This window comes from Candidatus Allofontibacter sp. (assembly GCF_040404065.1).
GTDB lineage: Bacteria > Pseudomonadota > Alphaproteobacteria > Pelagibacterales > Pelagibacteraceae > Fontibacterium.
In genome coordinates this window covers 800290-824492 of record NZ_JBBAJM010000001.1, presented here as the reverse complement: position 1 = coordinate 824492, position 24203 = coordinate 800290, and the positions used below count along the sequence as shown (strand labels likewise).

The 24203-nt window shown below is 30.1% G+C and carries 28 protein-coding genes; 20 read left to right on the top strand and 8 right to left on the bottom strand.

Annotated elements, in window-relative coordinates:
- Positions 1–2 precede the first annotated feature (2 nt).
- The 8 genes from secY to AC8IG9_RS04360 are packed head-to-tail and all read left to right on the top strand — an operon-like array spanning position 3 to position 5680.
- Entirely contained in the window at positions 3–1313 is a 1311-nt protein-coding gene (gene secY / locus AC8IG9_RS04395) for a preprotein translocase subunit SecY (protein WP_507425598.1), read from the top strand.
- Entirely contained in the window at positions 1313–1966 is a 654-nt protein-coding gene (locus tag AC8IG9_RS04390; protein ID WP_507425597.1) for an adenylate kinase, read from the top strand. Before secY ends, AC8IG9_RS04390 begins: the two co-directional genes overlap by 1 nt.
- Positions 1967–2020: 54 nt before the next feature.
- Positions 2021–2401 carry a 30S ribosomal protein S13 gene (gene rpsM, locus AC8IG9_RS04385; RefSeq protein WP_507425596.1) on the top strand — a complete coding sequence of 127 codons (381 nt, stop codon included), beginning with the start codon at positions 2021–2023 and terminating at the stop codon, positions 2399–2401.
- A gap of 4 nt (positions 2402–2405) precedes the next feature.
- A complete protein-coding gene (gene rpsK / locus AC8IG9_RS04380; protein ID WP_507425595.1) occupies positions 2406–2879 on the top strand; it encodes a 30S ribosomal protein S11 in 474 nt (157 codons plus the stop codon).
- Between the two features lie 24 nt (positions 2880–2903).
- Positions 2904–3917 carry a DNA-directed RNA polymerase subunit alpha gene (locus AC8IG9_RS04375; RefSeq protein ID WP_507425594.1) on the top strand — a complete coding sequence of 338 codons (1014 nt, stop codon included), beginning with the start codon at positions 2904–2906 and terminating at the stop codon, positions 3915–3917.
- 5 nt (positions 3918–3922) lie between these two features.
- Complete coding sequence (rplQ, locus tag AC8IG9_RS04370; protein WP_507425593.1) at positions 3923–4363, top strand: 50S ribosomal protein L17; 441 nt, start codon at positions 3923–3925, stop codon at positions 4361–4363.
- A 7-nt stretch (positions 4364–4370) separates the two neighbouring features.
- Complete coding sequence (crcB, locus tag AC8IG9_RS04365) at positions 4371–4751, top strand: fluoride efflux transporter CrcB (RefSeq protein WP_507425592.1); 381 nt, start codon at positions 4371–4373, stop codon at positions 4749–4751.
- Positions 4751–5680 carry an RluA family pseudouridine synthase gene (locus tag AC8IG9_RS04360; protein ID WP_507425591.1) on the top strand — a complete coding sequence of 310 codons (930 nt, stop codon included), beginning with the start codon at positions 4751–4753 and terminating at the stop codon, positions 5678–5680. Before crcB ends, AC8IG9_RS04360 begins: the two co-directional genes overlap by 1 nt.
- On the opposite strand, the gene lipB is transcribed toward AC8IG9_RS04360, so the two are convergent.
- Both lipB and panC read right to left on the bottom strand, forming a co-directional pair.
- Positions 5659–6279, bottom strand: coding sequence for a lipoyl(octanoyl) transferase LipB (gene lipB, locus AC8IG9_RS04355; protein ID WP_507425590.1), 621 nt, complete (start codon positions 6277–6279; stop codon positions 5659–5661). The two genes, AC8IG9_RS04360 and lipB, sit on opposite strands and share 22 nt — an antisense overlap.
- Positions 6279–7088, bottom strand: a complete 810-nt coding sequence (panC, locus tag AC8IG9_RS04350) for a pantoate--beta-alanine ligase (protein ID WP_507425589.1) — start codon at positions 7086–7088, stop codon at positions 6279–6281. The genes lipB and panC overlap by 1 nt, the downstream gene beginning before the upstream one ends.
- A gap of 24 nt (positions 7089–7112) precedes the next feature.
- On the opposite strand from panC, the gene AC8IG9_RS04345 reads away from it, so the two are divergent.
- Genes AC8IG9_RS04345 through AC8IG9_RS04325 form a run of 5 tightly spaced genes read left to right on the top strand, consistent with a single transcriptional unit; the run spans position 7113 to position 12153 of the window.
- Positions 7113–7916 (top strand): sugar phosphate nucleotidyltransferase, encoded by an 804-nt coding sequence (locus AC8IG9_RS04345; RefSeq protein ID WP_507425588.1) that lies wholly within the window; start codon positions 7113–7115, stop codon positions 7914–7916.
- A gap of 1 nt (position 7917) precedes the next feature.
- Entirely contained in the window at positions 7918–9231 is a 1314-nt protein-coding gene (locus tag AC8IG9_RS04340; RefSeq protein WP_507425587.1) for a UDP-glucose dehydrogenase family protein, read from the top strand.
- Positions 9224–9532: an ATP-dependent Clp protease adapter ClpS gene (gene clpS / locus AC8IG9_RS04335; RefSeq protein ID WP_507425586.1), complete on the top strand. Its 309-nt coding sequence runs from the start codon at positions 9224–9226 to the stop codon at positions 9530–9532. The genes AC8IG9_RS04340 and clpS overlap by 8 nt, the downstream gene beginning before the upstream one ends.
- Positions 9533–11827, top strand: coding sequence for an ATP-dependent Clp protease ATP-binding subunit ClpA (gene clpA / locus AC8IG9_RS04330; protein WP_507425585.1), 2295 nt, complete (start codon positions 9533–9535; stop codon positions 11825–11827).
- Positions 11828–11829: 2 nt separating this feature from the next.
- On the top strand, positions 11830–12153 hold the full coding sequence (locus AC8IG9_RS04325) for a hypothetical protein (protein ID WP_507425584.1): 324 nt from the start codon (positions 11830–11832) through the stop codon (positions 12151–12153).
- On the opposite strand, the gene AC8IG9_RS04320 is transcribed toward AC8IG9_RS04325, so the two are convergent.
- The 6 genes from AC8IG9_RS04320 to ruvX form a co-directional block, all read right to left on the bottom strand.
- Positions 12150–12611, bottom strand: a complete 462-nt coding sequence (locus tag AC8IG9_RS04320) for a RidA family protein (RefSeq protein WP_507425583.1) — start codon at positions 12609–12611, stop codon at positions 12150–12152. The genes AC8IG9_RS04325 and AC8IG9_RS04320 overlap by 4 nt on opposite strands.
- Positions 12604–15171, bottom strand: coding sequence for a type I DNA topoisomerase (gene topA / locus AC8IG9_RS04315; RefSeq protein WP_507425582.1), 2568 nt, complete (start codon positions 15169–15171; stop codon positions 12604–12606). Before topA ends, AC8IG9_RS04320 begins: the two co-directional genes overlap by 8 nt.
- Positions 15172–15259: 88 nt before the next feature.
- A complete protein-coding gene (gene plsY, locus AC8IG9_RS04310; RefSeq protein WP_507425581.1) occupies positions 15260–15820 on the bottom strand; it encodes a glycerol-3-phosphate 1-O-acyltransferase PlsY in 561 nt (186 codons plus the stop codon).
- Positions 15820–17109 carry a dihydroorotase gene (pyrC, locus tag AC8IG9_RS04305; protein ID WP_507425580.1) on the bottom strand — a complete coding sequence of 430 codons (1290 nt, stop codon included), beginning with the start codon at positions 17107–17109 and terminating at the stop codon, positions 15820–15822. Before pyrC ends, plsY begins: the two co-directional genes overlap by 1 nt.
- Positions 17110–17112: 3 nt before the next feature.
- Complete coding sequence (locus AC8IG9_RS04300; RefSeq protein WP_029207095.1) at positions 17113–18054, bottom strand: aspartate carbamoyltransferase catalytic subunit; 942 nt, start codon at positions 18052–18054, stop codon at positions 17113–17115.
- 57 nt (positions 18055–18111) lie between these two features.
- Entirely contained in the window at positions 18112–18591 is a 480-nt protein-coding gene (ruvX, locus tag AC8IG9_RS04295) for a Holliday junction resolvase RuvX (RefSeq protein WP_507425579.1), read from the bottom strand.
- Positions 18592–18628: 37 nt separating this feature from the next.
- Between ruvX and gatC the strand changes: the two genes are divergently transcribed.
- Genes gatC through AC8IG9_RS04260 form a run of 7 tightly spaced genes read left to right on the top strand, consistent with a single transcriptional unit; the run spans position 18629 to position 24192 of the window.
- Positions 18629–18916 (top strand): Asp-tRNA(Asn)/Glu-tRNA(Gln) amidotransferase subunit GatC, encoded by a 288-nt coding sequence (gene gatC, locus AC8IG9_RS04290; RefSeq protein WP_507425578.1) that lies wholly within the window; start codon positions 18629–18631, stop codon positions 18914–18916.
- 2 nt (positions 18917–18918) lie between these two features.
- A complete protein-coding gene (gatA, locus tag AC8IG9_RS04285) occupies positions 18919–20382 on the top strand; it encodes an Asp-tRNA(Asn)/Glu-tRNA(Gln) amidotransferase subunit GatA (RefSeq protein ID WP_507425577.1) in 1464 nt (487 codons plus the stop codon).
- Positions 20382–21848, top strand: a complete 1467-nt coding sequence (gene gatB, locus AC8IG9_RS04280) for an Asp-tRNA(Asn)/Glu-tRNA(Gln) amidotransferase subunit GatB (RefSeq protein ID WP_507425576.1) — start codon at positions 20382–20384, stop codon at positions 21846–21848. Before gatA ends, gatB begins: the two co-directional genes overlap by 1 nt.
- A gap of 1 nt (position 21849) precedes the next feature.
- Positions 21850–22509, top strand: a complete 660-nt coding sequence (locus AC8IG9_RS04275; RefSeq protein ID WP_507425575.1) for an O-methyltransferase — start codon at positions 21850–21852, stop codon at positions 22507–22509.
- Between the two features lies 1 nt (position 22510).
- Entirely contained in the window at positions 22511–23419 is a 909-nt protein-coding gene (gene trhO, locus AC8IG9_RS04270) for an oxygen-dependent tRNA uridine(34) hydroxylase TrhO (RefSeq protein ID WP_507425574.1), read from the top strand.
- A complete protein-coding gene (locus AC8IG9_RS04265) occupies positions 23416–23895 on the top strand; it encodes a peroxiredoxin (protein WP_507425573.1) in 480 nt (159 codons plus the stop codon). The genes trhO and AC8IG9_RS04265 overlap by 4 nt, the downstream gene beginning before the upstream one ends.
- Positions 23896–24192 (top strand): TIGR03643 family protein, encoded by a 297-nt coding sequence (locus tag AC8IG9_RS04260; RefSeq protein ID WP_507425572.1) that lies wholly within the window; start codon positions 23896–23898, stop codon positions 24190–24192.
- Positions 24193–24203: the final 11 nt, after the last annotated feature.

Genomic DNA, 24203 nt, shown 5'->3' with positions numbered 1-24203 from the left:
TTATGTCTAGCACTTTTGCTTCTGCAGATTCATTAAAAACTAACTCTTCTTTAGATGATCTTAAAAGACGAATTTTTTACACGCTATTCATTTTAGTTATTTATAGATTTTGCACATACATACCCATTCCAGGAATTGATTCACAAGCATTGAAAGGTCTTATTTCGACAAATGAAAGATCACTACTTGGAATGTTTAACGTTTTTGCGGGTGGAGCGGTATCTAGAATGGCAATTTTTACTTTAGGTATTATGCCTTACATTTCTTCATCAATTATCATTCAGTTATTAACAGGAGTTAGTGATTATTTTAAAAATTTAAAAAATTCAGGCGAGATTGGCAGAAGAAAGATCACTCAATACACAAGATACGGAACAGTACTTCTTGCTATCATTCAAGGCTATGGAGTTGCAGTTAGTTTAGAAAATTCTCAAGGTATTGTTTTAGAACCAGGATTTTATTTTAAATTAGTAACAACGATCACTTTGTTAGCTGGAACAATATTTTTAATGTGGCTTGGTGAGCAGATTACAGCGAGAGGAATTGGAAATGGTATTTCTTTGATAATTTTTGCAGGAATTGTCGCTGAAATTCCAAGAGCATTAGCTTCTACATTTGAATTAGGAAGAACAGGAGCCATCTCAGGACCTGTGATACTTGTAATTATGGCTATACTTGCTGGTGCCATTTATTTTATTGTTTTTGTGGAAAGAGCCCAGAGAAAAATTCTAATTCATTATCCAAAAAGACAAGTAGGTAATAAGATTTATGGCGGGGATGCTTCGCACTTACCATTAAAAATTAATACTGCAGGGGTAATACCAGCAATTTTTGCTTCAGCTCTTTTAATTTTGCCTATTACGATTTCTCATTTTGTATCTTCCTCAAATGAAATTGTTGTCGGAATTACATCTATGCTTGGTCAGGGAAAACCCCTGTATATGATTTTTTATGCAGCAGGAATTATATTTTTTTCATTCTTTTATACTTCAATTATTTTTAATCCAAAAGAAACAGCAGAAAATTTAAGAAAGTATGGTGGATTTGTTCCGGGTATTAGACCAGGAGAACAAACAGAACAATTTATAGATCAGTTGCTTCTGAAGTTAACAGTCATTGGGTCATTATATTTAGTTGTAATTTGTTTATTGCCAGAATTTATTATTGCAAATTACCCAATTCCTTTTTATTTAGGAGGCACTTCTCTTTTAATTGTTTCTGTAGTTGCAATGGATACTGTTGCTCAAGTGCAAACAAGACTAATGAGTCAACAGTACGAAAGTTTAATTAAAAAAACAAAATTTAATCGTTAATGAACGTTGTTATTTTTGGCCCTCCAGGCGCTGGAAAAGGAACTCAGTCAGCTAAATTAGTAAAAGAATTTAATTTATTTCAATTATCTACAGGTGATTTACTTAGAGATGAAGTAAATAAAAAAACTGAATTTGGGAATAAAATAGAAGAAATTATGAAGTCAGGAGGTTTGGTTTCTGACGAGATTATTAATAATTTAATTGAAAATAAAGTTTCTAATCCAGAATATAAAAACAGAATTATTTTTGATGGATTTCCAAGAAATTTAGATCAAGCAAAAAGTTTAGATAATTTATTAAAAAAAAATAACCAACAAATGAGTCTAGCTCTCAATTTAAAAGTTGATAATCAAATTTTAGTTAAAAGAATTACAGGCAGAGTTACTTGCTCTGTATGTCATAAAACTTTTAATACTTTTTTTGATCCTCCAAAGACGTGCGATCTTAAAGAATGTTCGCAAAGAAAACTTATTACAAGATCAGATGATAACGAGGATACAATTGTTAAAAGATTGAAAACTTATGATGAAAAAACTTTTCCGGTGTTAGATTTTTACCTAAAAAAAGGTATAATGAAAAACATAGACGGAATGCAGGAAATTAATGCTATAAGTGATCAATTATTTACTCTAATCAGAGCCGTACGTAGTTGACTTTAATAGCTTGATTCATATAATCACATTTTTTCAAAAATAGCATTTTAATTTATGGCTCGTATAGCTGGAGTAAATATTCCTCAAAACAAAGTTGTTAAAGCAGCTCTTACTTACATTTATGGAATTGGAGATAAAACTGCAAATGACATTTGCAATGAATTAAAGATTGATAAAAATAAACGAACTAATGCTCTTACAGACGATGAGGTTTTAAAAATTAGAGAATTTATTGATAGCAAGTATTCAGTCGAGGGAGATCTAAGAAGAAATGTATCTCTTGATATTAAAAGATTAAAAGATTTAGGAACGTACAGAGGATCAAGGCATAGAAAAAGACTTCCTGTTAGAGGACAAAGAACCCATTCCAATGCAAGAACAAGAAAAGGTAAAGCGATTGCAATTGCAGGAAAAAAATTAACTAGCATGAAATAATTAAATGGCTGAAGATAAAAATATTAAAGAAAAAAAACCCAAAGCTGAAACTGCTGCTGCACCGGCAAAAGATGCTAAGCAAGAGGGTGGTATAAAGAAAAAAATTAAAGTTAAGAAAAAAGAGAAAAAAAACGTTGTGAATGGAAATGTTTATGTAAATGCAACTTTTAATAATACTATTGTTACGATCACAGACAAACAAGGAAACGTGATTTCATGGTCCTCTGCAGGGTCAAAAGGATTTAAAGGTTCTAGAAAATCAACACCTTATGCCGCGCAAGTAGCAGCTGACGATGCCGCAGGAAAAGCATTAGAACACGGGCTAAAGAATATTGCAGTTGAAGTAAAAGGACCTGGTTCAGGTAGAGAAACTGCTCTTAGAGCATTACAAGCTAGAGGTTTTAAGATTACCTCTATTAAAGATATGAGTCCGATGCCACATAATGGTTGTAGGCCTCCAAAGAAAAGACGCGTTTAATAATAACTAAATAGGAGAAGTAACTTGATAGATAAAAATTGGAAAGAACTTATAAAACCATCAAAATTAAATATCACTCAAAGTGATGATAAAAAACATGCAAAAATTATCGCTGAGCCTTTAGAAAAAGGTTACGCTTTAACTTTAGGAAACGCATTAAGAAGAGTTTTGTTGTCTTCAGTACAAGGTACAGCTGTAACAGCTATACAAATTGATGGTGTTTTACATGAATTTTCTTCAATTGATGGCGTTAGAGAAGACGTTACGGACATCGTTCTTAACGTTAAAGCTTTAGCTTTGAATTTAAAAGTTTCTGGACCAAAAAAATTAATCTTAGATGCAAAAGGACCAGGAGAAATCAAAGCAAAAATGATTACTTCAAATCCAGACGTTGAAATATTAAATCCAGATTTAGTTATTTGTAATTTAGATGAAAAAACTAAATTTCATATGGAATTAACAGTGAATACAGGAAAAGGTTATGTTCCTGCTGACAGAAATAAAGCTAATAATTCTCCATTAGGATTGATAGCAATTGATGCTGTTTTTAGTCCAGTTAAAAGAGTTTCTTATAACGTGTCTAATGCTAGAGAAGGCTTAACATTAGACTATGATAAATTAACAATGGAAGTTGAAACAAACGGATCGGTGACAGCTGAAGATTCACTTGCTTTTGCAGCTAGAATTTTACAAGACCAGTTAGCTATGTTTGTGAATTTTGATGAGCCAGTTGCAACCATTCAAGAGAAAAAACCTTCTGAGCCTGAGTTTAATAGAAACTTACTTAGAAGAGTTGATGAATTAGAGCTATCAGTAAGATCAATGAATTGCTTAAAAAATGATAACATAATTTACATTGGTGATTTAGTTCAAAAGAGTGAAGGAGAAATGTTGAGAACACCAAATTTTGGAAGAAAATCATTAAATGAAATTAAAGAAGTTCTAACTACAATGTCGCTATATCTTGGCATGGAAGTTCCAAATTGGCCGCCAGAAAACATTGCTGAACTTTCTAAAAAACTTGAAGATAACTATTAATAACAATGAGACACAAAATTGCTCATAGAAAATTAAACAGAACTTCTGAGCATCGTAAAGCTTTGTTTAAAAATATGCTCAATTCTTTAATTAAGCATGAACAAATTAAAACAACTTTACCTAAAGCAAAAGAATTAAAACCTTTAATTGATAAAGTTATAACTATTGGAAAGAAAAAAGACTTATCAGCAAGAAGATCTTTGATTTCAAAGTTACAAGATGAAAGTTCAGCTGAAAAATTAATTACAGTTTTGTCTAAAAGATACGAGAATAGAAAAGGTGGCTATTCTAGAATTATTAGAACTAGAAATCGTTTTGGAGACAATTCGACGATGGCTTATATCGAGTTAGTAGATAAAGATTTTAATGCAAAAGGACAAGATTCAGGTCCTGTTCAAAAAAAACCTGAACAACCAAAGGAAGAAGCCCAGCAGTTAGCAAAGTAAACAGTTAATGAAGTCATACTTATTAATTGCTTTATTTGGAGCCCTTGGAACTGTAGCAAGATTTTCAGTTATACAAATTACTCCAAAAATTTTTCAAACAATATTTCCAATTGGAACAATCACTGTTAATTTATTAGGTTGTTTTTTAATTGGTTTAGTTTCTGGAATATTAGATACAAAATTTATATCCATAGATGAAAATTTTAAAAATTATATCACTATTGGATTTTTAGGTGGCTTCACAACATTTTCTTCTTTCTCTCAAGATTTTTTTAATCTTATAAATAATTCTAGTTACCCATTAGCATTTGCTTACATTTTTGTTTCTGTATTTCTTGGCTTATTGATGTTCTATATAGGAGATAAATTAATTCATATTATTTCATAATGGAACCAAAGCATATTTTTAAAATTGAAGAGGATTTTGAAAATATTCGTTTAGATAAATGGTTTAAAAAAAAAGTAAAACCTTTACCTCAATCACTGATTGAAAGAACTTTAAGAAAAGGCAAAATACTTGTTAATGGTAAAAAAGTTAAAAGTTCATATAAAATACAGATAAATGATGAAATTAAGATTTACGCCGACATTGATAATGACGATAAAATAATTAAAAAAAAGTTTTCATATTTACCCTCTAAAAAAGATTACGATTTAATTAAAAATAATATTCTTTTCGAGAACGAACATTATTTTGTTTTAAATAAACCCTATAATTTAGCTGTGCAATCTGGAACAAAAACTGGAAAAAATATTTTTGATATATTAAAAAATTATCCAGAGACTGAATATCAAACTCCACATTTAGTTCATAGATTAGATGCCGAAACAACGGGAATATTAATTATTAGCAAAACACATAAAAGCGCTAAGTTTTTTTCAGAAGCTTTTAAAAATCAGATTGTAAAGAAAAGTTATTTAGCTGTAGTTGATGGAGTTTTAGATGATAAAAGTGGAACTTTAAAAAATGAACTCAATTATCTTGAAAATAATAAAGAAAAAACACAACTATCAATTACTAATTATAAAGTTATTTCAGAGACTAAGGGTCACTCTTTGTTATTTCTGAATCCTGAAACAGGAAGAAAACATCAGCTGAGAAGACAATTGAGTTTTATTAGGCATCCTATTTTAGGAGAGAAAAAATATACAAATAAAGGCTTAAACAAATCTAAAGAGCTCCATTTAATGCTTCATGCTTATAAAGTTGAATTTTTAATAAATAGTAAAAAAATAATTCACCATGCTGAACCTCCATTATACTTCCAAAGCTTTTGTAAGGAACAGCAACTAAGTTACGAATTAAATAATTTGTAAAAATTTTCTTTTATTGAATTATTAATTTTTTCATCATTCGGTATTTTGCATAAATCGGAAATATTAATAATTCCCTTATTTAATATTCCACAAGGAACTATTCCTCGATAGTCAGATTTATTTACATTAACATTTAGAGAAAACCCGTGATAAGCAATCCACTTTTTTATTTTAATTCCAATAGCTGAAATTTTATTCTCTTCATTGTTATTTTTTACCCAAATACCTATATTTTTAGGATCGGCAAATGATGAAATATTAAAATCTTTAAGAATAGAAATGATCCATTTTTCAACATTGCGGACAAATTTTTTAATTTCTTTTTCGCGTTTATTAAGATCGATGACAAAATAAACAATCTTCTGACCAGGACCATGATAAGTAAATTTTCCACCGCGGTTTGTTTCAATTACAGGAAATAAGTTTGGAATTAATAAATCTTTATCATGTGCACTTATGCCTTTTGTATAAACTGAATCGTGTTCTAATATCCAAATAAGTTCACTCTCTAAGTTTGCATGAACTTTTTCTACTCTTTGTTCTAAAAAATTCATTGCCTCCTTATAAGCAACAGGTTTATGAGATATTTTAATTTCCATTAAAAGTTATCTATTAATCTCACACCATTCAAGTAATAGGCTAGAAATACTCTGGTATTTAATGATGGTTTATTAGTTTTTTTTAATTTTTTTACATTAAAAACAGACAAGTAATCTATCTTACTTGCACCAAATTCTTTTATTTTTTTTAAAAAAAATAAGTTATTTTTAGACTTGATAATTTTATTTTTATTTTTTTTTAAAAAATTAATTATCTTTCCAGCAATATTTAATGATTTTTGATCTAAAAGTTTATTTCTAGAAGATAAAGCGATACCATTTCTGGCTCTAACAGTATCGCATGGTACGACTTCTATTTTTGAATTAATGCTTTCAATGTATTTTTTAATAATAATTAATTGCTGATAGTCTTTTTTCCCGAGGAAAAGATAGTTAGTTGTAATACGGCTTAACAGTCTTCTTATCACTTCTATAACACCTTCAAAATGACCAGGTCTAAATTTTCCTTCCATATAATCTTTAAAAAAATGAACTTTATTTTTAATAATTATTTTTTTTTCTGGATAAATATCTTTTTTTGAAGGCAAATAAACATAGTCTACTTTATTTTTTTTGCAGATTTTTAAATCAGCCGCAATAGTTTTGGGATATTTATTAAAATCTTTTTTATTATTAAATTGGAATGGATTCACAAATATACTTACTACCGTTAATAATTTTTTCTTTTTAGATTTTCGGATCAACGAGACATGACCATCATGTAAGCACCCCATAGTTGGGATAAAGCCAATTTTTTTTTTATTTAATAACTCTGAAGTTATTTTATTTGCTGTTTTAATTATTTTCATTTAAGAAATTAACTATAATATTTAATGATAAAAGAAGCGATAATACCATTAGCTGGTTTAGGCACAAGACTTCTACCATTTAGCAAAATACTTCCAAAAGAACTATTGCCTTTAGGAAATAAAACTATTTTGGAGCATATTTTAGATGAATGTTTGGAAGCGGGTATTAAAAAAATTATTCTAATTACTTCAATAAGAAAAAAAATTATTAAGGATTATCTTTATCCTGATATTTATTTATTAAATTATTTAAAAAAAAAGAAAGATTACAAATCAATTAAAAAACTTAAAATTTTAGATCGTTATAGAAGTAAAATTAAATTTGTTTATCAAAACTCTCCTAGAGGCCTTGGTGACGCCGTATTGGCAGCAAAATCATTTATAAAGGGTAAATTTTTTCTTTTGGTTTTACCAGATGATATTATTATTAAAGAAAATTGTTCCAAAAAAATAATTAATATTCATAATAAATACCATTCTTCAGTCATAGCCTCCAAGAAGGTTAAAAATTCTGAAGTATCAAGATATGGAATTATTAAATATTCCCAAAAAACGAATAACAAATTATTTATTACTGACTTAGTTGAAAAACCTAGTTTAAAAAATTCTCCATCTAATTATGCGATTATAGGAAGATATGTTTTGCCAACTAAAATAATTTCTTCATTAAAAAACACTCAAAAGGGATCTTCAGGAGAGGTTCAGATTACAGATGCAATGAAACATTTAATTTACAACGGTAATAGATTTATGGGACATGTATTTTCTGGAACATATTTAGACTGCGGAACAGTTAACGGATATAATAATTCACTAAAAAAGTTTTAATATGAAAATTTGTTTTATTGGCACAGGTTATGTTGGTCTAGTATCAGGAGTTTGTTTTTCTGATCTTGGCAACAATGTTATCTGCGTTGATAAGGATAGAGAGAAATTAAGCAGACTTGAAAGTGGAGATATTCCGATATTTGAACCTGGCTTATCTGAATTGGTTAGAAAAAATTTAGACGCAGGAAGACTTAGCTTTTCAGATGATTTAGTTGGTTCTATTAATAAATCAGATATTGTTTTTATAGCTGTCGGTACACCAACAGCAAAAGACGGTGTTTCGGCTGATCTTTCCCAAGTATTTTCTGTTGCTCAATTAATTTCCAAAAAAATTAAATTTCATAAAATTATCGTTACCAAATCTACTGTACCTATCGGCACAGGAGATAAAATTGAAAAAATTTTAAATAAAAATAAGCAAAAAGGCTTGTTTACAATTGTATCTAATCCAGAGTTTCTCAGAGAAGGAGAGGCCATCAAAGACTTTAAGTACCCTGATCGTGTAGTTATTGGCGCGAACGATAATAAAGTTACAAAAATATTTAATGAATTATATCGCCCTATAGTTAATAAAGGAGCAACGTTTGTCTCTTGTTCTAGAAGAGCTGCTGAGCTAATAAAATATGCGTCCAATGCTTTTTTAGCTACTAAAATTAGTTTTATTAATGAGATTGCAAATTTATGTGAAAAAGTTCATGTAAATGTTGATGATGTAGCTCTTGGAATTGGACTTGATAAAAGGATTGGTTCAAGATTTTTAAGAGCAGGACCTGCATATGGAGGATCTTGTTTCCCTAAAGACACTAAGGCTTTAGCAAAAGTTGGTAAAAATTATAACTCACCTCTTTCTATTGTTAATTCAGTAATCAATTTTAATGAAAAAAGAAAAATATATATTGAAAAAAATATTTATAAAATTTTACATAATAAAATTAAAAATAAAGTTATTTGTTTTTTAGGAGTAACATTTAAAGCTAATACTGATGACCTTAGAGATTCTTCAGCAATTAATTTAATATCTAAATTTATTAAAAAAGGTGCAAAGATTAATTATTACGAGCCATCAGGAAGTAAAGAGATTTTAGATAAAAAAAAAAACGTAAACTATTTTGAAGATTTGTACTCTGCTACTAAAAAAGTAGACTTAATCATTATTCACACAGAGTGGGATGAATTTAAAAACTTAAATTTTTCTAAAATTAAGAATAATAATAAAAAAGTCACTATATATGACTTAAGGAATTTGTACGATAACAAGTCTTTTAATAAGAACCATATTGCTTATTATTCTATTGGCAGACCTGTAAATGCCTAGGACACTTATAAAGTTAAAAAAAAATAAGACTCAAGCTAAAATTAAAAAGCCTAATTTTTATCAAGTTATTCTTTTAAATGATGATTTTACAACCATGGAATTTGTTGTTAGAGTTTTACAATTATTTTTTAATATGTCCAAGGTAACAGCTAACAAAATTATGATTAAAATTCACAACGAGGGCAGAGCTGTTTGTGGCATTTATCCTTATGAGGTTGCTGAGACTAAGGTTATGGAAGTTACAAATTTTTCAAAACAAAATCAGTATCCTTTAAAATGTATTATAAAAAAATCTATCTAAATGGCTACATTTACTAAATCTTTAGAACAGGCAATTTCACAAGCATTTAAACATGCGACTGAAAAAAAACATCAGTACGTAACTTTAGAACATTTGTTGCTTGCGTTAACTGATGAAACAGATGCGCGCAATGTTATGAAGGCATGTAACGTTGATGTTGATTTATTAAACGAAAATTTAGAATTTTATATTGATAACGAGTTGGATAACATCGTTACCTCTGATGCTAAGTTAGAGCCACAACCAACAGCTAGTTTTCAAAGAGTTATTCAAAGATCAATCGTACATGTTCAATCATCTGGAAAAAATGAAGTGACAGGTGCAAATATATTAGTTGCATTATTTGCTGAAAGAGAAAGTCACGCCACATTCTTTTTACAAGAACAAGAAGTTACGCGTTATGATGTTGTTAATTTTATTTCTCACGGAATTACAAAAGTCGATAATTTTGTTTATGGGGGATCTTTTGACAATTCTTCATCCCATGCAAACAATAAACCATCTACAAATTCACCATTAGAAACATATTGTGTTAATTTGAATAAAAAAGCAGAACAAAACAAAATCGATCGTCTAATTGGAAGAACTGTAGAAGTTGATCGATTAGCTCAAATTTTGTGCAGAAGAACTAAAAACAATCCTTTATTAGTAGGCGATCCTGGAGTTGGAAAAACAGCAATTGTTGAGGGACTTGCATTAAAGATTTTCAACAATGAAGTTCCAGAAGTTCTTAAATCTCATGTAATTTTTTCTCTAGATATGGGAACTTTAATTGCAGGAACTAGATACAGAGGTGATTTTGAAGAACGTCTTAAAATGATCATAAAAGAAATTGAAAAAAATAAAAACTATATTTTATTTATTGATGAAATTCATACTTTAGTTGGAGCAGGATCAACTTCAGGAAGTTCAATGGATGCCTCTAATATGCTTAAACCAGCTTTACAATCCGGCAATATTAGATGTATCGGATCAACTACTTATAATGAGTACAGATTATTTTTTGAAAAAGACAGGGCGCTACAAAGAAGATTTCAAAAGATAGATGTGCCAGAGCCTACAATCGATGAGGCTTATAAAATTATGTACGGTATTCGATCTAAATATGAAAAATTTCATAATGTTAAATTTACTGATGCTGCAATTAAAGCATCCGTAGACTTATCAAGCAAATATATAGGTAATAAAAAATTACCAGATAAGTCCATCGATATTATTGATGAATTAGGATCTTCAGAAGTTTTAAAACCAGAAAATCAAAGAAAAAAAATATTAGATGTAGAAGACATTGAAAGAATTGTTTCTCAAATTACAAAAATTCCTGAAAAGAATATCTCTGTGAATGACAGAATGTACTTAAAAGATTTAGATAAGAACTTAAAAAGAGTTATTTTTGGACAAGATATTGCAATCGATAGTCTCGTATCTTCAATTAAATTATCAAGATCAGGATTGAGAGATAATAATCGTACCATTGGCAATTATATGTTTTCAGGTCAAACAGGAGTTGGAAAAACTGAACTTGCAAAGCAACTCGCGAATGTTCTTGGTATTGAACTTATTCGCTTTGATATGTCAGAATATATGGAAAGGCATTCAGTTTCTAAGTTGATAGGAGCACCTCCAGGATACGTCGGATTTGATCAGGGAGGATTGCTTTCAGAAAAAGTTGATAAAAATCCTTATGCTGTTCTTTTAATTGATGAAATAGAAAAAGCACATCCAGATGTTTATAATGTTTTGTTACAGATTATGGATTATGGAAAATTAACTGATCAAAACGGAAAAAAAATAGATTTTAGAAATATTATATTAATAATGACAACTAATGCTGGCGCGGAAGATCTTCAAAAATCTCAGATTGGCTTTAACAAAAGTCTTAATAGAGATGGAGACTTAGAATCTATTAATAAGATTTTCTCACCTGAGTTTAGAAATAGATTAGATTCTATCGTTCAATTTAATGTTTTAAATAAAGATATTGTTAAAAAAATTGTTCAAAAATTTGTAATTGAACTTGAAACTCAGTTGGGTGAAAGAGATGTTATTATTAATTTAACTGATAAAGCCAGCAATCTGATCTGTAAATTAGGTTTTGATGAAAAAATGGGAGCCCGTTCATTAAACCGCGTTATTGATGAAAAAATCAAAAAACCATTAGCAGATGAATTAATTCATGGAAAATTAATTAACGGTGGTCATGTGTTGGTAGACGCCAAAGAAGATGTTCTTACTTTTGAAATTAATAAGATTGAAAAGACATCAAAAAAACCCGTTAGCAAAATAGTTCAATAAATATGTTTGGTTTATTTTCTAGTAAAGCAAAAAAAATAGAGCAAAAACTATCTAAGCTTGCCATGGAAATTGCCTCTATTCAAAAGAATATTATTTTTTCACCTAATGAGTCTACTTATAAAAGTTTACATCTTAATAAGACTAAAGAATTAAATTCTCTTTATAACGATCTCGAGTCAGCCAAAGGAAAAAGTTATGTTAATGAATTTATACGTAAATTAACTAATGAATATAAGCAGTCAGAATATGTTTTGTCTAAAGATGAACAAAACAAATTAGATAAAATTCTAATTGAATATAAAGTAAAAGTTAAAATTAAAGTCTAATTAATCTCGAATATACTTTCGATCTCAACGCAGGCATTTAAGGGCAAGGAATTGCATCCTATTGCAATTCTAGAATGTAAATTGGATGGAAATATTTTTGCAATTAGATCTGAAGCTCCGTTGATTACTTTTGGATGATCATTAAAATTATCTAGACAGTTTATATAACCACTAATTTTAATGCAGCTTTTGACTTTATTTAGATCGTTATCGCATGCATTTTTTAAATGACCCAAAGCATTTAATATTGCAATTTCGGATGCTTTTTGAGCCTGTTCTAATGAAATTTCTTTTATAACTTTTCCAGTTATTAATTTTCCATCCGCAGCAATAGGAAGTTGTCCTGATATGAAAATAAGTTTCTCATGTCTACTGAAAGCAGCGTAATTACCAACTGGTTTTGGAGGATTGGGTACATTAATATTTAATTTCTTTAATACTTCTTCAATTTTACTCATCTGTTTCTTTAGCTTTTTTACTTTTTCTCTTAGGCTTTTTACCACTCTTAGTAGCGTCATATGCAATTCTTGCCTCTATTAAAACTAAAGCTTCTTCCATAGATATATTTTCAGGATCTTTATCATCAGGAATAGTTGCATTGATTGTTTTATATTTAATATAAGGACCATATTGGCCCTTCATAACTTTAACAGGTTTTTTATCTTCAGGATGTTCGCCAAGATTCTTGATTTCATTAGAAGTTCGTCTACCAGGTTTTGCTTCAGCAATTAAAGTGATTGCTCTGTTTAATCCTAATGAAAATATATCTTCAGGATTTTCCAAAGATGCGGATTTACTTTCGCATTTTACATAAGGTCCAAATCTTCCTACATTTAAAGTGATATCTTGAGAATTTTCCGGGTATTGGCCAAGTACTTTAGGAAGGGATGCTAAAAATTTACACTTATCTAAATCTAATGATTCTAAAGAGATACCTTTAGGAATAGATACATTTCTAAGATTTTTCTCATCATTACCAATTTGCAAATAAGGTCCAAATCTTCCTTTTTTTAAAACAATTTTTTCTTTATTGTCAGTTTCTCCAAATACTTTAGGCTCAGCAAGAAAATCTTGTTCAGCAGCTTTTGCTCTTGATAAAGGTCTTGTAAATTTACATTCAGGATAATTTGAGCAGCCGATAAAGGCTCCAAATCTTCCATTTTTCAAACTAAGTTCTCCATTGCTACAGTTTTTGCATTTTTTAGAAATTTTTCCATTTTCGTCTTTATCAAAAATAATATCTCCTAAGCTTTCATTTAATAAATCAAGTACAGCTCGTGTTCTTAACTCTTTTACTTCATTTATATTTTTATAAAATTCTTTCCAGAAATTTTCTAAAACTTTAAGGTATTCAATTTTTCCTGTAGTAATTTCATCTAAGCTATCTTCAAGCGTTGCTGTAAAATTATAATCTACATATTTGGTAAACAGTTTATCTAAGAAAGCTGTAATAAGCTTACCTCTATCTGTTGGTATGAATCTTTTTGTTATAAGCTCTACATAGTTTCTAGCTGATAATACTGAAATAATACTTGCGTAAGTAGAAGGTCTTCCTATTCCAAGTTCTTCTAATTTCTTAACTAAGCTTGCTTCAGAAAATCTAGGAGGGGGTTCAGTAAAATGTTGTTCAGTATTAAATTTAGGATTTTCTAATTTTTCATCAATCTTTACTTCGGGTAAGATTTTTTGATCATTTTCTTCATCTTTATCTACTTCATCTTCTTCTTTTACATCTTGATATAATTTTAAAAAACCATCGAATACCTGAACAGATCCAGTTGCTCTAAAAGTAATAGATTTTAATCCATTTAATATTTCTAAAGTACATCTTTCGTATTCAGCATTTTCCATCTGAGAGGCAAGGGTTCTATTCCAAATAAGCTCATATAATCTTGCCTGATCTTTATCTAAAATAGATCTCATTTTTTCAGGTGTTCTTAGAATATCAGTTGGTCTAATTGCCTCATGAGCTTCTTGGGCATTCTTTGCTTTTTTTCCTGAATAATTTCTAGCTTCGCCAGGTAAGTATTTTTTACCAATTTCTTTATCGATATAATTTCTGCACTCTTTAATAGCATCTTGAGAAATGTTAGTTCCGTCAGTTCTCATATAAGTGATCAAACCAACAGTATCTCCTTCAAAGTCTATTCCTTGATACAATCTTTGAGCAATTTGCATTGTTCTTGAAGCTGAAAATCCTAATTTTTTAGAAGCTTCTTGCTGCATAGTAGATGTTGTAAAAGGAGCGTAAGGACTTCTTCGGTATGGCTTCTTATCAATACTTGCAACGCTGAAGCTTTCTTTTTTTATCTGGTCTAAAACATTGTTAATTTCTTGTTCATTTTTAAATGAAAACTTTTCAATTTTATTTCCTTTAAAAGAATAAAGTCTAGCGTTTAATTCTTTTTTTTGTTGAGTTAAAAAAGTAGAAGCAAATGTCCAATATTCTTGTGGTTTAAATAATTCAATATCATGCTCTCTATCTACAATAATTCTAAGAGCAACAGATTGAACTCTGCCAGCGGATTTTGATCCTGGAAGTTTTGTCCAAAGAATAGGAGAGATGTTAAAGCCAACTAAATAATCCAAAGCCCTTCTTGCCATGTAGGCATTAACTAATTCGGGATTAATATCTCTTGGGTTGCTAATTCCATTTTCAACTGCTTTTTTAGTAATCTCGTTAAATACAACTCTTTCAAATTTTTTATCTTTAATTTTTTTATTCTCTTCCAAAATACATTTTAAATGCCAAGCAATCGCTTCACCCTCGCGATCAGGATCGGTTGCTAATATAATTCTATCAGCATCAATTGCATAATCAGTGATTTCTTTTAGATGTTTTTTAGAACCTGGATCAATTTCCCAGATCATTTTAAAATCATGTTCTGTATCTACAGAACCATTTTTAGAAGGAAGGTCTCTAACGTGACCATAGCTTGCTAAAACTTTATAGTTTGATCCTAAATATTTGTTAATTGTTTTTGCTTTAGCAGGACTTTCAACAATAACTAAATTCATAATTTTTTAAGTAAAAAAGCAAGAACTGTCAAAATTTGTAAGCTTTGTCAAATTTCAAAAAAATATGTACGAAAAAGTCTTTAATTACTTAGAATTTACCTTTTAGTAATGAACTTATGTTTTGTCTATGAGTAAAGATTGAAGTGATAAAATAAAAGAAAATTAATAGGAAAATTTTTTGATCAAAAAAAATAAAAGCTGCAATTGTTGTAACTAAATATCCAAGTAAAGCTGATACTGCAGATATTCTAAAAATTAAAAGTATCAATAACCAGCTAGCAATAAAAATTCCTGACAAATAAATATTGATTGCTAATAAACTTCCAATAAAAGTTGCAACTCCTTTTCCTCCTTTAAATTTTAGCCACACAGGAAAAATATGTGCTAGAAAAACAATGACAGCAGAGTAGTAAGTAAGTTCATTAAAATATTGTATCGTTAATAAAACAGATGAGGTTCCTTTAAACCCATCCAGAAGAAGAGTTAGGGCGGCAAGAAATTTGTTGCCAGTTCTTAAGACATTTGTTGCGCCAATGTTTCCTGATCCAATTTTTCTTACATCACCTAAGCCAGCAAACCGTGTAAGAATTAAGCCAAACGGTATAGAGCCTAATATATAAGAGTAGAGTGTAACTATAAGCAAGTCCATTAAGCTTCAAATACTAAGTTTCCGTTAACAAAAGTTTTTTCAACCTTACCTTGCATTCTTTTTTTCTCAATTGCTGTATTTTTTGATTTTGATTTAATTTTTTCTCTTTCAACAACCCAAGGCTTATCAAGATTAACAATTGCTATATCAGCATCACTTCCAACAGATAAATTTCCTGCATTGATATTTAGTATTTTTGCAGGATTGCAAGTTAGTGTTTTTATAAGTGTTTTTAGTTCACAAGATTGATTGTGATAAAGTTCTAATGTTAGAGATAATAAAGTTTCAATGCCTGAGGCTCCAGTCGCTGCCTGTTGAAACGGTAAACGTTTTGACTCTTCATCTTCTGGTTTATGATCTGATACAATCACATCAATTATTCCTTTTTTAACAGCATCGATCAAAGCTAGACGATCATTTTCAGTTCTTAGAGGAGGAGATAGTTTGAAGAAAGTTCTAAAGTCACCAATATCATTTTCGTTTAACGATAAATTATTAATTGAAACGCCGGTTGTAAACTCTAGTCCCTTTTTTTTATAAGCTTCAATTACTGGAAGGGATGTTTTTGAAGATACAGTCGATATATGATATCTGTTTTTATAAAGCTCTAATAAACTTAAATCTCTTTCTATAATAATTTTTTCAGCAATATCTGGTATTCCCTTTAAACCTAATCTTGTAGAAATCTCACCTTCATTAACTGAACCATTAGCCGAAAGTTCATTATCTTGAGGAAATTGAATTATTAAGCTGTTTAAATTTTTTGAGTAATTAAATATTTTATCCATCACTCTATTATTCTGCACACATTTAATTCCGTCTGTAAAACCAATGGCACCAACAATTCCAAGCAAACCAAATTCTGACATTTCATTCCCGTCAATGTTTTTTGTAAGAGTAGCAAGAGGATAAATTTTAATTTGAGATTTATCTTTTGCTCTTCTTTTAGTGAAATCTAATATGGAAGCATTATCAATGACCGGCATAGTATTTGGCATTGTTACAACAGAAGTTACACCCCCTGATAAAGCTGCTTCGCTTAAAGTCCTGAAATTTTCTTTGTATTCAAAGCCAGGCTCTCCCACGAACACTCTCATATCTACAATTCCTGGAATTGATATGTTGCTTTTACAATCTATAACTTCACAATCTTTTGGAGCGTCATCTTTAGTTACTTTTTTTCCTATAGCTTTTATTTTGCCATTTTCATCTATTAAAATTCCACCTACTTCATCAATATTATTTTGGGGATCTATTATTCTGGTATTAATTAAAAGTTTCATTTTCATTTTTTATTTTCCACAAATAATTTTTAAACAAGCCATTCTAACTGCAACTCCCATTTCAACTTGCTCTTTTATGATACTGCGATTGATGTCATCGGCTAATGTTGTGTCTATTTCAACGCCTCTATTCATAGGACCTGGATGCATAATCAGCGCATTTGGATGAGCTTTAGTAATTTTTTTATAATCCAGACCGTAAAATTCGTAATATTCTCTCGTTGAAGGAACGTAAGATCCCTGCATACGTTCAGTTTGAAGTCTTAACATCATTACAATGTCAGATCCTTCAAGACCTTTATTCATATCCGTGAATGCTTTAACTCCAAGACTTTCAATATTTTTTGGCATTAGGGTGGGTGGGGCAATCACTCTAACTTCAGCTCCCAACATATTAAGTAAGTAAATATTTGATCTTGCAACTCTTGAGTGCATTATGTCTCCGCAGATTGCAATTCTTAAACCTTCAATTTTTCCCTTTTTAATTTTTATTGTAAGCGCATCAAGTAGCGCTTGAGTTGGATGTTCTCTCCAACCATCACCAGCATTAATCACTGAGCAATTTACTTTTTGCGCTAAAAGATTTGCGGCCCCAGAGTCTTGATGTCTTATAATCAAAACATCAGGATGCATCGCATTCAAAGTCATCGCTGTATCAATTAAAGTTTCTCCTTTTTTGATTGATGAGTTCAAAACATTCATGTTCATCACATCAGCTCCTAATCGTTTACCAGCGAGTTCGAATGAGCTTAGAGTTCTAGTAGAAGATTCAAAGAATAGATTAATTTGAGTTTTGCCAGTTAGAATATTTAATTTTTTTTGTTCCCCTCTGTTGAAATCAACAAATTGCATCGACTCATCAAGAATATAATTAACTTCGGGTATAGATAGGGATTGAATGCCTAAAAGGTGTTTGTGTCTGAATTTAACAGCTTCTTTTTGTATAGCCATTAAAAGCAACTCTATACTTGCAAACTATAAACCTTGCAAGCATTAAATAATAATCACTTATTTTGTTTGATTTTTATAATAATCAAGAAAACCTTGTAAAATAAAAGCAGCAGAATTTTCATCTAATTTTTTCTGTTTCTTTGTTACGTTAATTGATAATTCCGACATACCCTTATAAGCGCCCTCACTAGATAGTCTTTCATCCCAAAGTGTTACCGGAATAGATAATTGCTCAGTTAAGCTTTTAGAAAAATCTTTCGCAGATTGAGCTCTTGGCCCAATAGAACCGTCCATATTAATAGGATTGCCAACTACGATAGCCTCAACATTGTTTTCCTTAATTATATTTTTAATATCAATTAAAAAATGTTTAAGCTGCGTAAATTCAATTGTAGTTAAAGGTGTAGCGATATTATGATTTTCGTCTGAAATAGCGATACCTATATTTTTTTTCCCATGATCAATCCCAATTAATCTGGATTGTTTATTTATTATTTCTGCAAATTTATCGTTCTCTAATAGGTTGTAAGTTTTCATTAAAATGTTAATTTAGCCACATTTACCATTAAGTCTAATGTCAATTAACAAAGATACTATTAAAAAAATATCAAAGTTAGCAAGGATCTCAGTGACCAACGATGAAACTGATAGACTTGAAAAAGATTTAAATTCTATTTTAAAATTTGTCGAGCAATTAAAAGAACTTAATACTGACAAAGTAGAGCCAATATCATCAGTGTCTGATCAAGACCTTACAATGAATAAGGATGAGGTTAAAAAGATTAATGAAAAAGATGATATTTTAAAAAATGCCCCTGAAAAAAATTCTAATTACTACGTCGTTCCAAAGGTTATCGAATAATCATGTCTGATCTTACAAAAATAACATTAGTTGAGAGCGTAAAGTATATTAAAGAAAAAAAATGTAGCGCTACCGAACTCGTAAATGCTTATGTTAAGAGAATAGAAAAGTCAGATAAATTAAATTGTTTTAATACTAAAGATTTAGAAAATGCAGTTAGCAAGGCTAAAAAAATAGATGCTAATAAAAAATTAGATAAAGCCTTAGTTGGAGCACCGATTGCTGTTAAAGATTTATTTTGCACAAAGGGAGTTAGGACAACAGCCTCAAGTAAAATTTTATCAAATTTTATCCCAACTTATGAATCAACTGTTACAGAAAAACTTTGGAATGAAGATGCAATTTTAATTGGTAAATTAAACTCAGATGAATTTGCAATGGGTTCATCAAATGAAACAAGTAATTTTGGAAACGTTTTAAATCCTTATCGTTTAAATAATGAAAATCTTGTTCCAGGAGGATCCTCAGGTGGATGTGCTAGCGCAGTTGCTGCAAATTTAATAAGTGCTACTGTTGGAACAGATACGGGCGGAAGTATTCGTCAGCCAGCCGCATTTACAGGCATTGTCGGTTTAAAGCCTACTTATGGACGTTGTTCTAGATGGGGAATAGTTGCTTTTGCATCATCTTTAGATCAAGCGGGTCCTATGACTAAAGATGTAAAAGATGCTGCTTTAATTCTAGATGTTATTTCAGGCTACGATGAAAAAGATTCAACATCAGCAAACAAACCAAAAAGTTCATTTTTAAATTCCATTAAAAATAATGTTAAAGGTTTAAAAGTGGGAGTTCCAAAAGAATACCGAGTGGACAACATGCCAGAAGAAGTAAATCAGTTATGGCAAGAAGGAATTAAAATTTTAAAAGATAATGGAGCAATTATTAAAGATATTTCTTTGCCGCACACTAAATACGCTTTGCCTACCTATTATATTATTGCACCAGCTGAGGCTTCGTCAAATTTAGCTAGATATGATGGGGTGAGATACGGATTTAGAGCTGAAGGAAAAGATTTAACAGAGATGTATGAGAATACGAGATCAAAAGGTTTTGGAGCTGAAGTTAAAAAAAGAATTATGATTGGAACGTACGTTCTATCATCAGGTTATTATGATGCTTATTATTTAAAAGCACAAAAGGTGAGAAATTTAATCAAAATGGATTTTGATAACGCTTATAAAGATGTTGATGTTATTTTAACTCCAACAACACCAACGGCAGCTTTTAGATTTGGCGAAAAGGCAGATGATCCTATCGCCATGTATTTAAATGATATCTTCACAGTGACTGCAAATTTAGCAGGTCTCCCAGCTATATCTTTGCCCGTTAAATATAATAAAGACGGTTTGCCTTTAGCATTACAATTAATTGGAAAATCTTTTGATGAACAAACATTATTAAACACCGCTTATTCAATTGAACAGGAAGTAAATTTTAAATCACAAGTGAAAGACTGGTGGATTTAATGAGCGATAAAGAATTTAATTATTATATTTCTGGAGAGACGGGTAAATGGGAAGTTGTGATTGGTCTTGAAGTTCATGCTCAAGTAAGTTCCAATGCTAAATTATTTTCATCTTCTGCAACTCAATTTGGATCAGAACCTAACTCACAAGTAAGTTTAATTGATGCTGCAATGCCAGGTATGTTACCCGTTATTAATAAATTTTGTGTTGAGCAAGCAGTTAGGACAGGGCTTGGTTTAAAAGCTAAAATTAATTTAACTTCAGTATTTGATAGAAAAAATTATTTTTACGCAGATTTACCTCAGGGTTATCAAATCTCTCAGTATAAATATCCAATTGTAGGTGAAGGCGAAGTCGTTCTTGATATGCCTTATGGAACTAAAAAAATTGGAATTGAAAGACTTCATCTAGAACAAGATGCCGGAAAAAGTTTGCATGATCAAGATCCAACAAAAACATTTATCGATCTAAATAGATCAGGTGTCGCGTTAATGGAGATTGTAAGCAAACCTGATTTAAGGTCACCTGAAGAAGTGGCTGAATATATTAAAAAATTAAGATCTATTATGCGTTATTTAGGGACTTGTGATGGCAATATGGAAGAAGGGTCTTTAAGAGCGGATGTTAACGTATCGGTAAGAAAAGTTGGCAGTAAAGATTTTGGAACTCGTTGTGAAATTAAAAACGTTAACTCAATAAAATTTATGCAACAAGCCATTCAATATGAAGCGAAAAGACAAGTTGAATTATTAGAAGAAGGAAAAAAGGTCGATCAAGAAACGAGACTATTTGATACTAAAAAGAACGAAACACGTCAGATGCGTAGCAAAGAAGATGCTCACGATTATAGATATTTCCCAGATCCAGATCTTCCACCATTAAAATTTAACCAATCTTTTGTAGATATAATTAAACAAAAATTACCAGAGTTACCGGATGATAAAAAAGAGCGTTTAATGAATAATTATAAACTTTCAAGTTACGAGGCAGGGGTTCTTATTTCAGACAAAGATACATCTGATTATTTCGAAGATATTGCAAAAACTTCTGATGTAAAACTTGCAATTAATTGGGTAATCGGTGATTTATTTGCAGCTCTTAATAAACTAGGAAAGTCTATTAAGGAATCTCCGATTTCATCCAAAAATTTAGCTAAATTAATTGATTTAATAAAAAACAACACAATCTCTGGCAGGATAGCAAAAGAAGTTTTTGAATTAATGCTTAAAGACAATAGAGATCCAAAAGCAATCGTTGAAGAAAAAGGACTTGTACAAGAAAGCGATGTAGGCGAGTTAGAGAAAATTATTGAAAAAGTATTAAAAGATAATGCTGATAAAGTTGCAGAATACAAATCTGGTAAAGACAAACTATTTGGTTTCTTTGTAGGATCTGTAATTAAAGAGTCTAAAGGAAAGGCTAATCCAGCTTTAGTTAACGATCTTTTAAAGAAAAAACTTTCTTAACGTGTTTAAGGATATTGAAAATTCCACCGAATTACAGAATTACCTTTTCAAGTTTGGTGTAAACGAACACCCTTTGCAAACAGAAATTAGAGAATATACTGAAAAAAATCTTGGCAGTGCAGCAACAATGCAAATTAGTCCAGATCAAGGAGCTTTTCTTCAATTTATTATAAAAAGTTCGAATATTCAAAACTGTTTAGAGATTGGAACCTTCACAGGCTATAGCGCATTAACTATCGCGCTCGCTCTTCCAGAGAATGGTTCTATCATTAGTTTAGACATTGATAAAAAAAATACTGACATTGCAAAAAAATACTGGAGTAAACATAGCGTAGGTAAAAAAATTGATTTTATTTTAGCACCAGCGCTAGAAACCATGGATGAATTTATTAATTTAGATAAGACTTTTGATTTAATTTTTATTGATGCGGATAAAAAAAATTATAAGAATTATTTTTTAAAATCATTAGAGCTCACAGAAAAAGATGGGATTATTATTATTGATAACACTCTTTGGAAGGGAAAAGTTGCCGACAAATCTGCAAATGACGATAAGACAAATTCAATTAAAGAATTTAACGCATTTATTAGAGATTTTAAGGGTACGGAGAACATGATATTACCCATAGCTGACGGCATGACTATTTGCAGAAAATTGTAAAATGTTAAAACTAATTAGTTTTTATAAATTTGTTAAAATAAAAAGTCCGGTTGATTATAAATTTACTTTTAAAAAATTTCTTATTGATAATAAATTAAAAGGTAGCATTATTTTTTCTTTAGAAGGCATTAATGGCAGCGTATCTGGAAAGCAGGCTAATATTGATTTGTTAGTTGAGTTTTTACAACGAACATTTTCATTTAAAGAATTTGATACCATTAATGATTGTGACGTTGATTTTATTCCATTCAAAAGAGCCAAAATTAAAATTAAAAATGAAGTCGTTCCTTTGAACGAATTATTTAATGACGATAAATATAAGTTTCAAAATAGAGTTGATCCCCAAGATTGGAATAAGCTCATTTTATTAAATGATGTAACCGTTGTAGATGTTAGAAAATCATTTGAGAGTGACATTGGTACATTTGAAAAAGCAATTAATCCCAAAGTAAATGATTTTAGAAAGTTCCCAGAATATTTTGAAAAACTTTCAGGTGATAAAGATAAAAAAATTGCCATGTTTTGCACAGGAGGGATTCGATGTGAAAAAGCGGCAAGTTATTTATTTAAAAGAGGTTTTAAAAACGTTTATCAATTAAAAGGTGGAATCTTGAATTATTTAAATAATGTTCCTGAAAAAAAATCTTTATGGAATGGTGAATGCTTTGTCTTTGATGAAAGAATTACTGTTGTGCACAATTCTAAAAAAGGGAATTATTTAATGTGTGCAGGCTGTAGAACTCCAATGCTCAAAAAAGACATTCAGTCACCAAAATATGAAAAGGACGTTAGTTGTCCAAAATGTCATGATAAATTAACTGAAAAACAAAAATTTAGATTTAGAATGCGAGCTTCCCAAAAAATGAATAGTAAATCTAAATCAGGATCATTACATAGAGCATCAGCATGATTAAACAAGTTCCAAACGTTAAATTTATAACACGCCCCGAAAAAGAATTCGTGACGATTTCATCGGATGATATTTTTGAAAATAAAAATGTAGTTTTATTTGGATTACCAGGTGCTTTTACTCCTACTTGTAGCGATTATCATCTTCCAGGTTACGAATTAAATTATGATGAATTAAAAAAATTAGGTGTAGATGAAGTTTACTGCTTAAGTGTTAACGACCCATTTGTAATGAAAGCTTGGGCAAAAAGTTTAGATCTTAAAAAAGTTAAAATGTTACCTGATGCAAATTTAGAATTCACAAAGGGAATGGATATGATTGTAGACAGATCGGCAACTGGAATGGGACAACGTTCGAAACGATACTCTATGTATGTTAAAAATAAAGTAATCGATAAAATATTTATCGAACAAGATGGCAAATTTGATGTAAGCGATTCAAATACTATGCTTAGTTATTTAAAATCCCAAAAATAAATGAAAAAGGGTTTTCGACCTATCACCCGAACTGCTAACCCTGAACCAGATGATAAAAATTCTGATTCTTGGATTATTTGGGCCGCTTGGGCGGACCGAATAACTTTTGAAGATATTAAGGAGCAAACAGGAAAATCTGAGTCTGATGTTATAAAGATAATGAGAAAAAATCTAAAACAAAGCTCTTTTAAATTATGGAGAAAGAGAACTCATAATCAAACCACTAAACATAGGAAAAAATTTGAGAAGTCCAGAAAGCAACTAAATCAAAGAATTAATTTTTCTGATAATGATTAAAATAGCTAGAT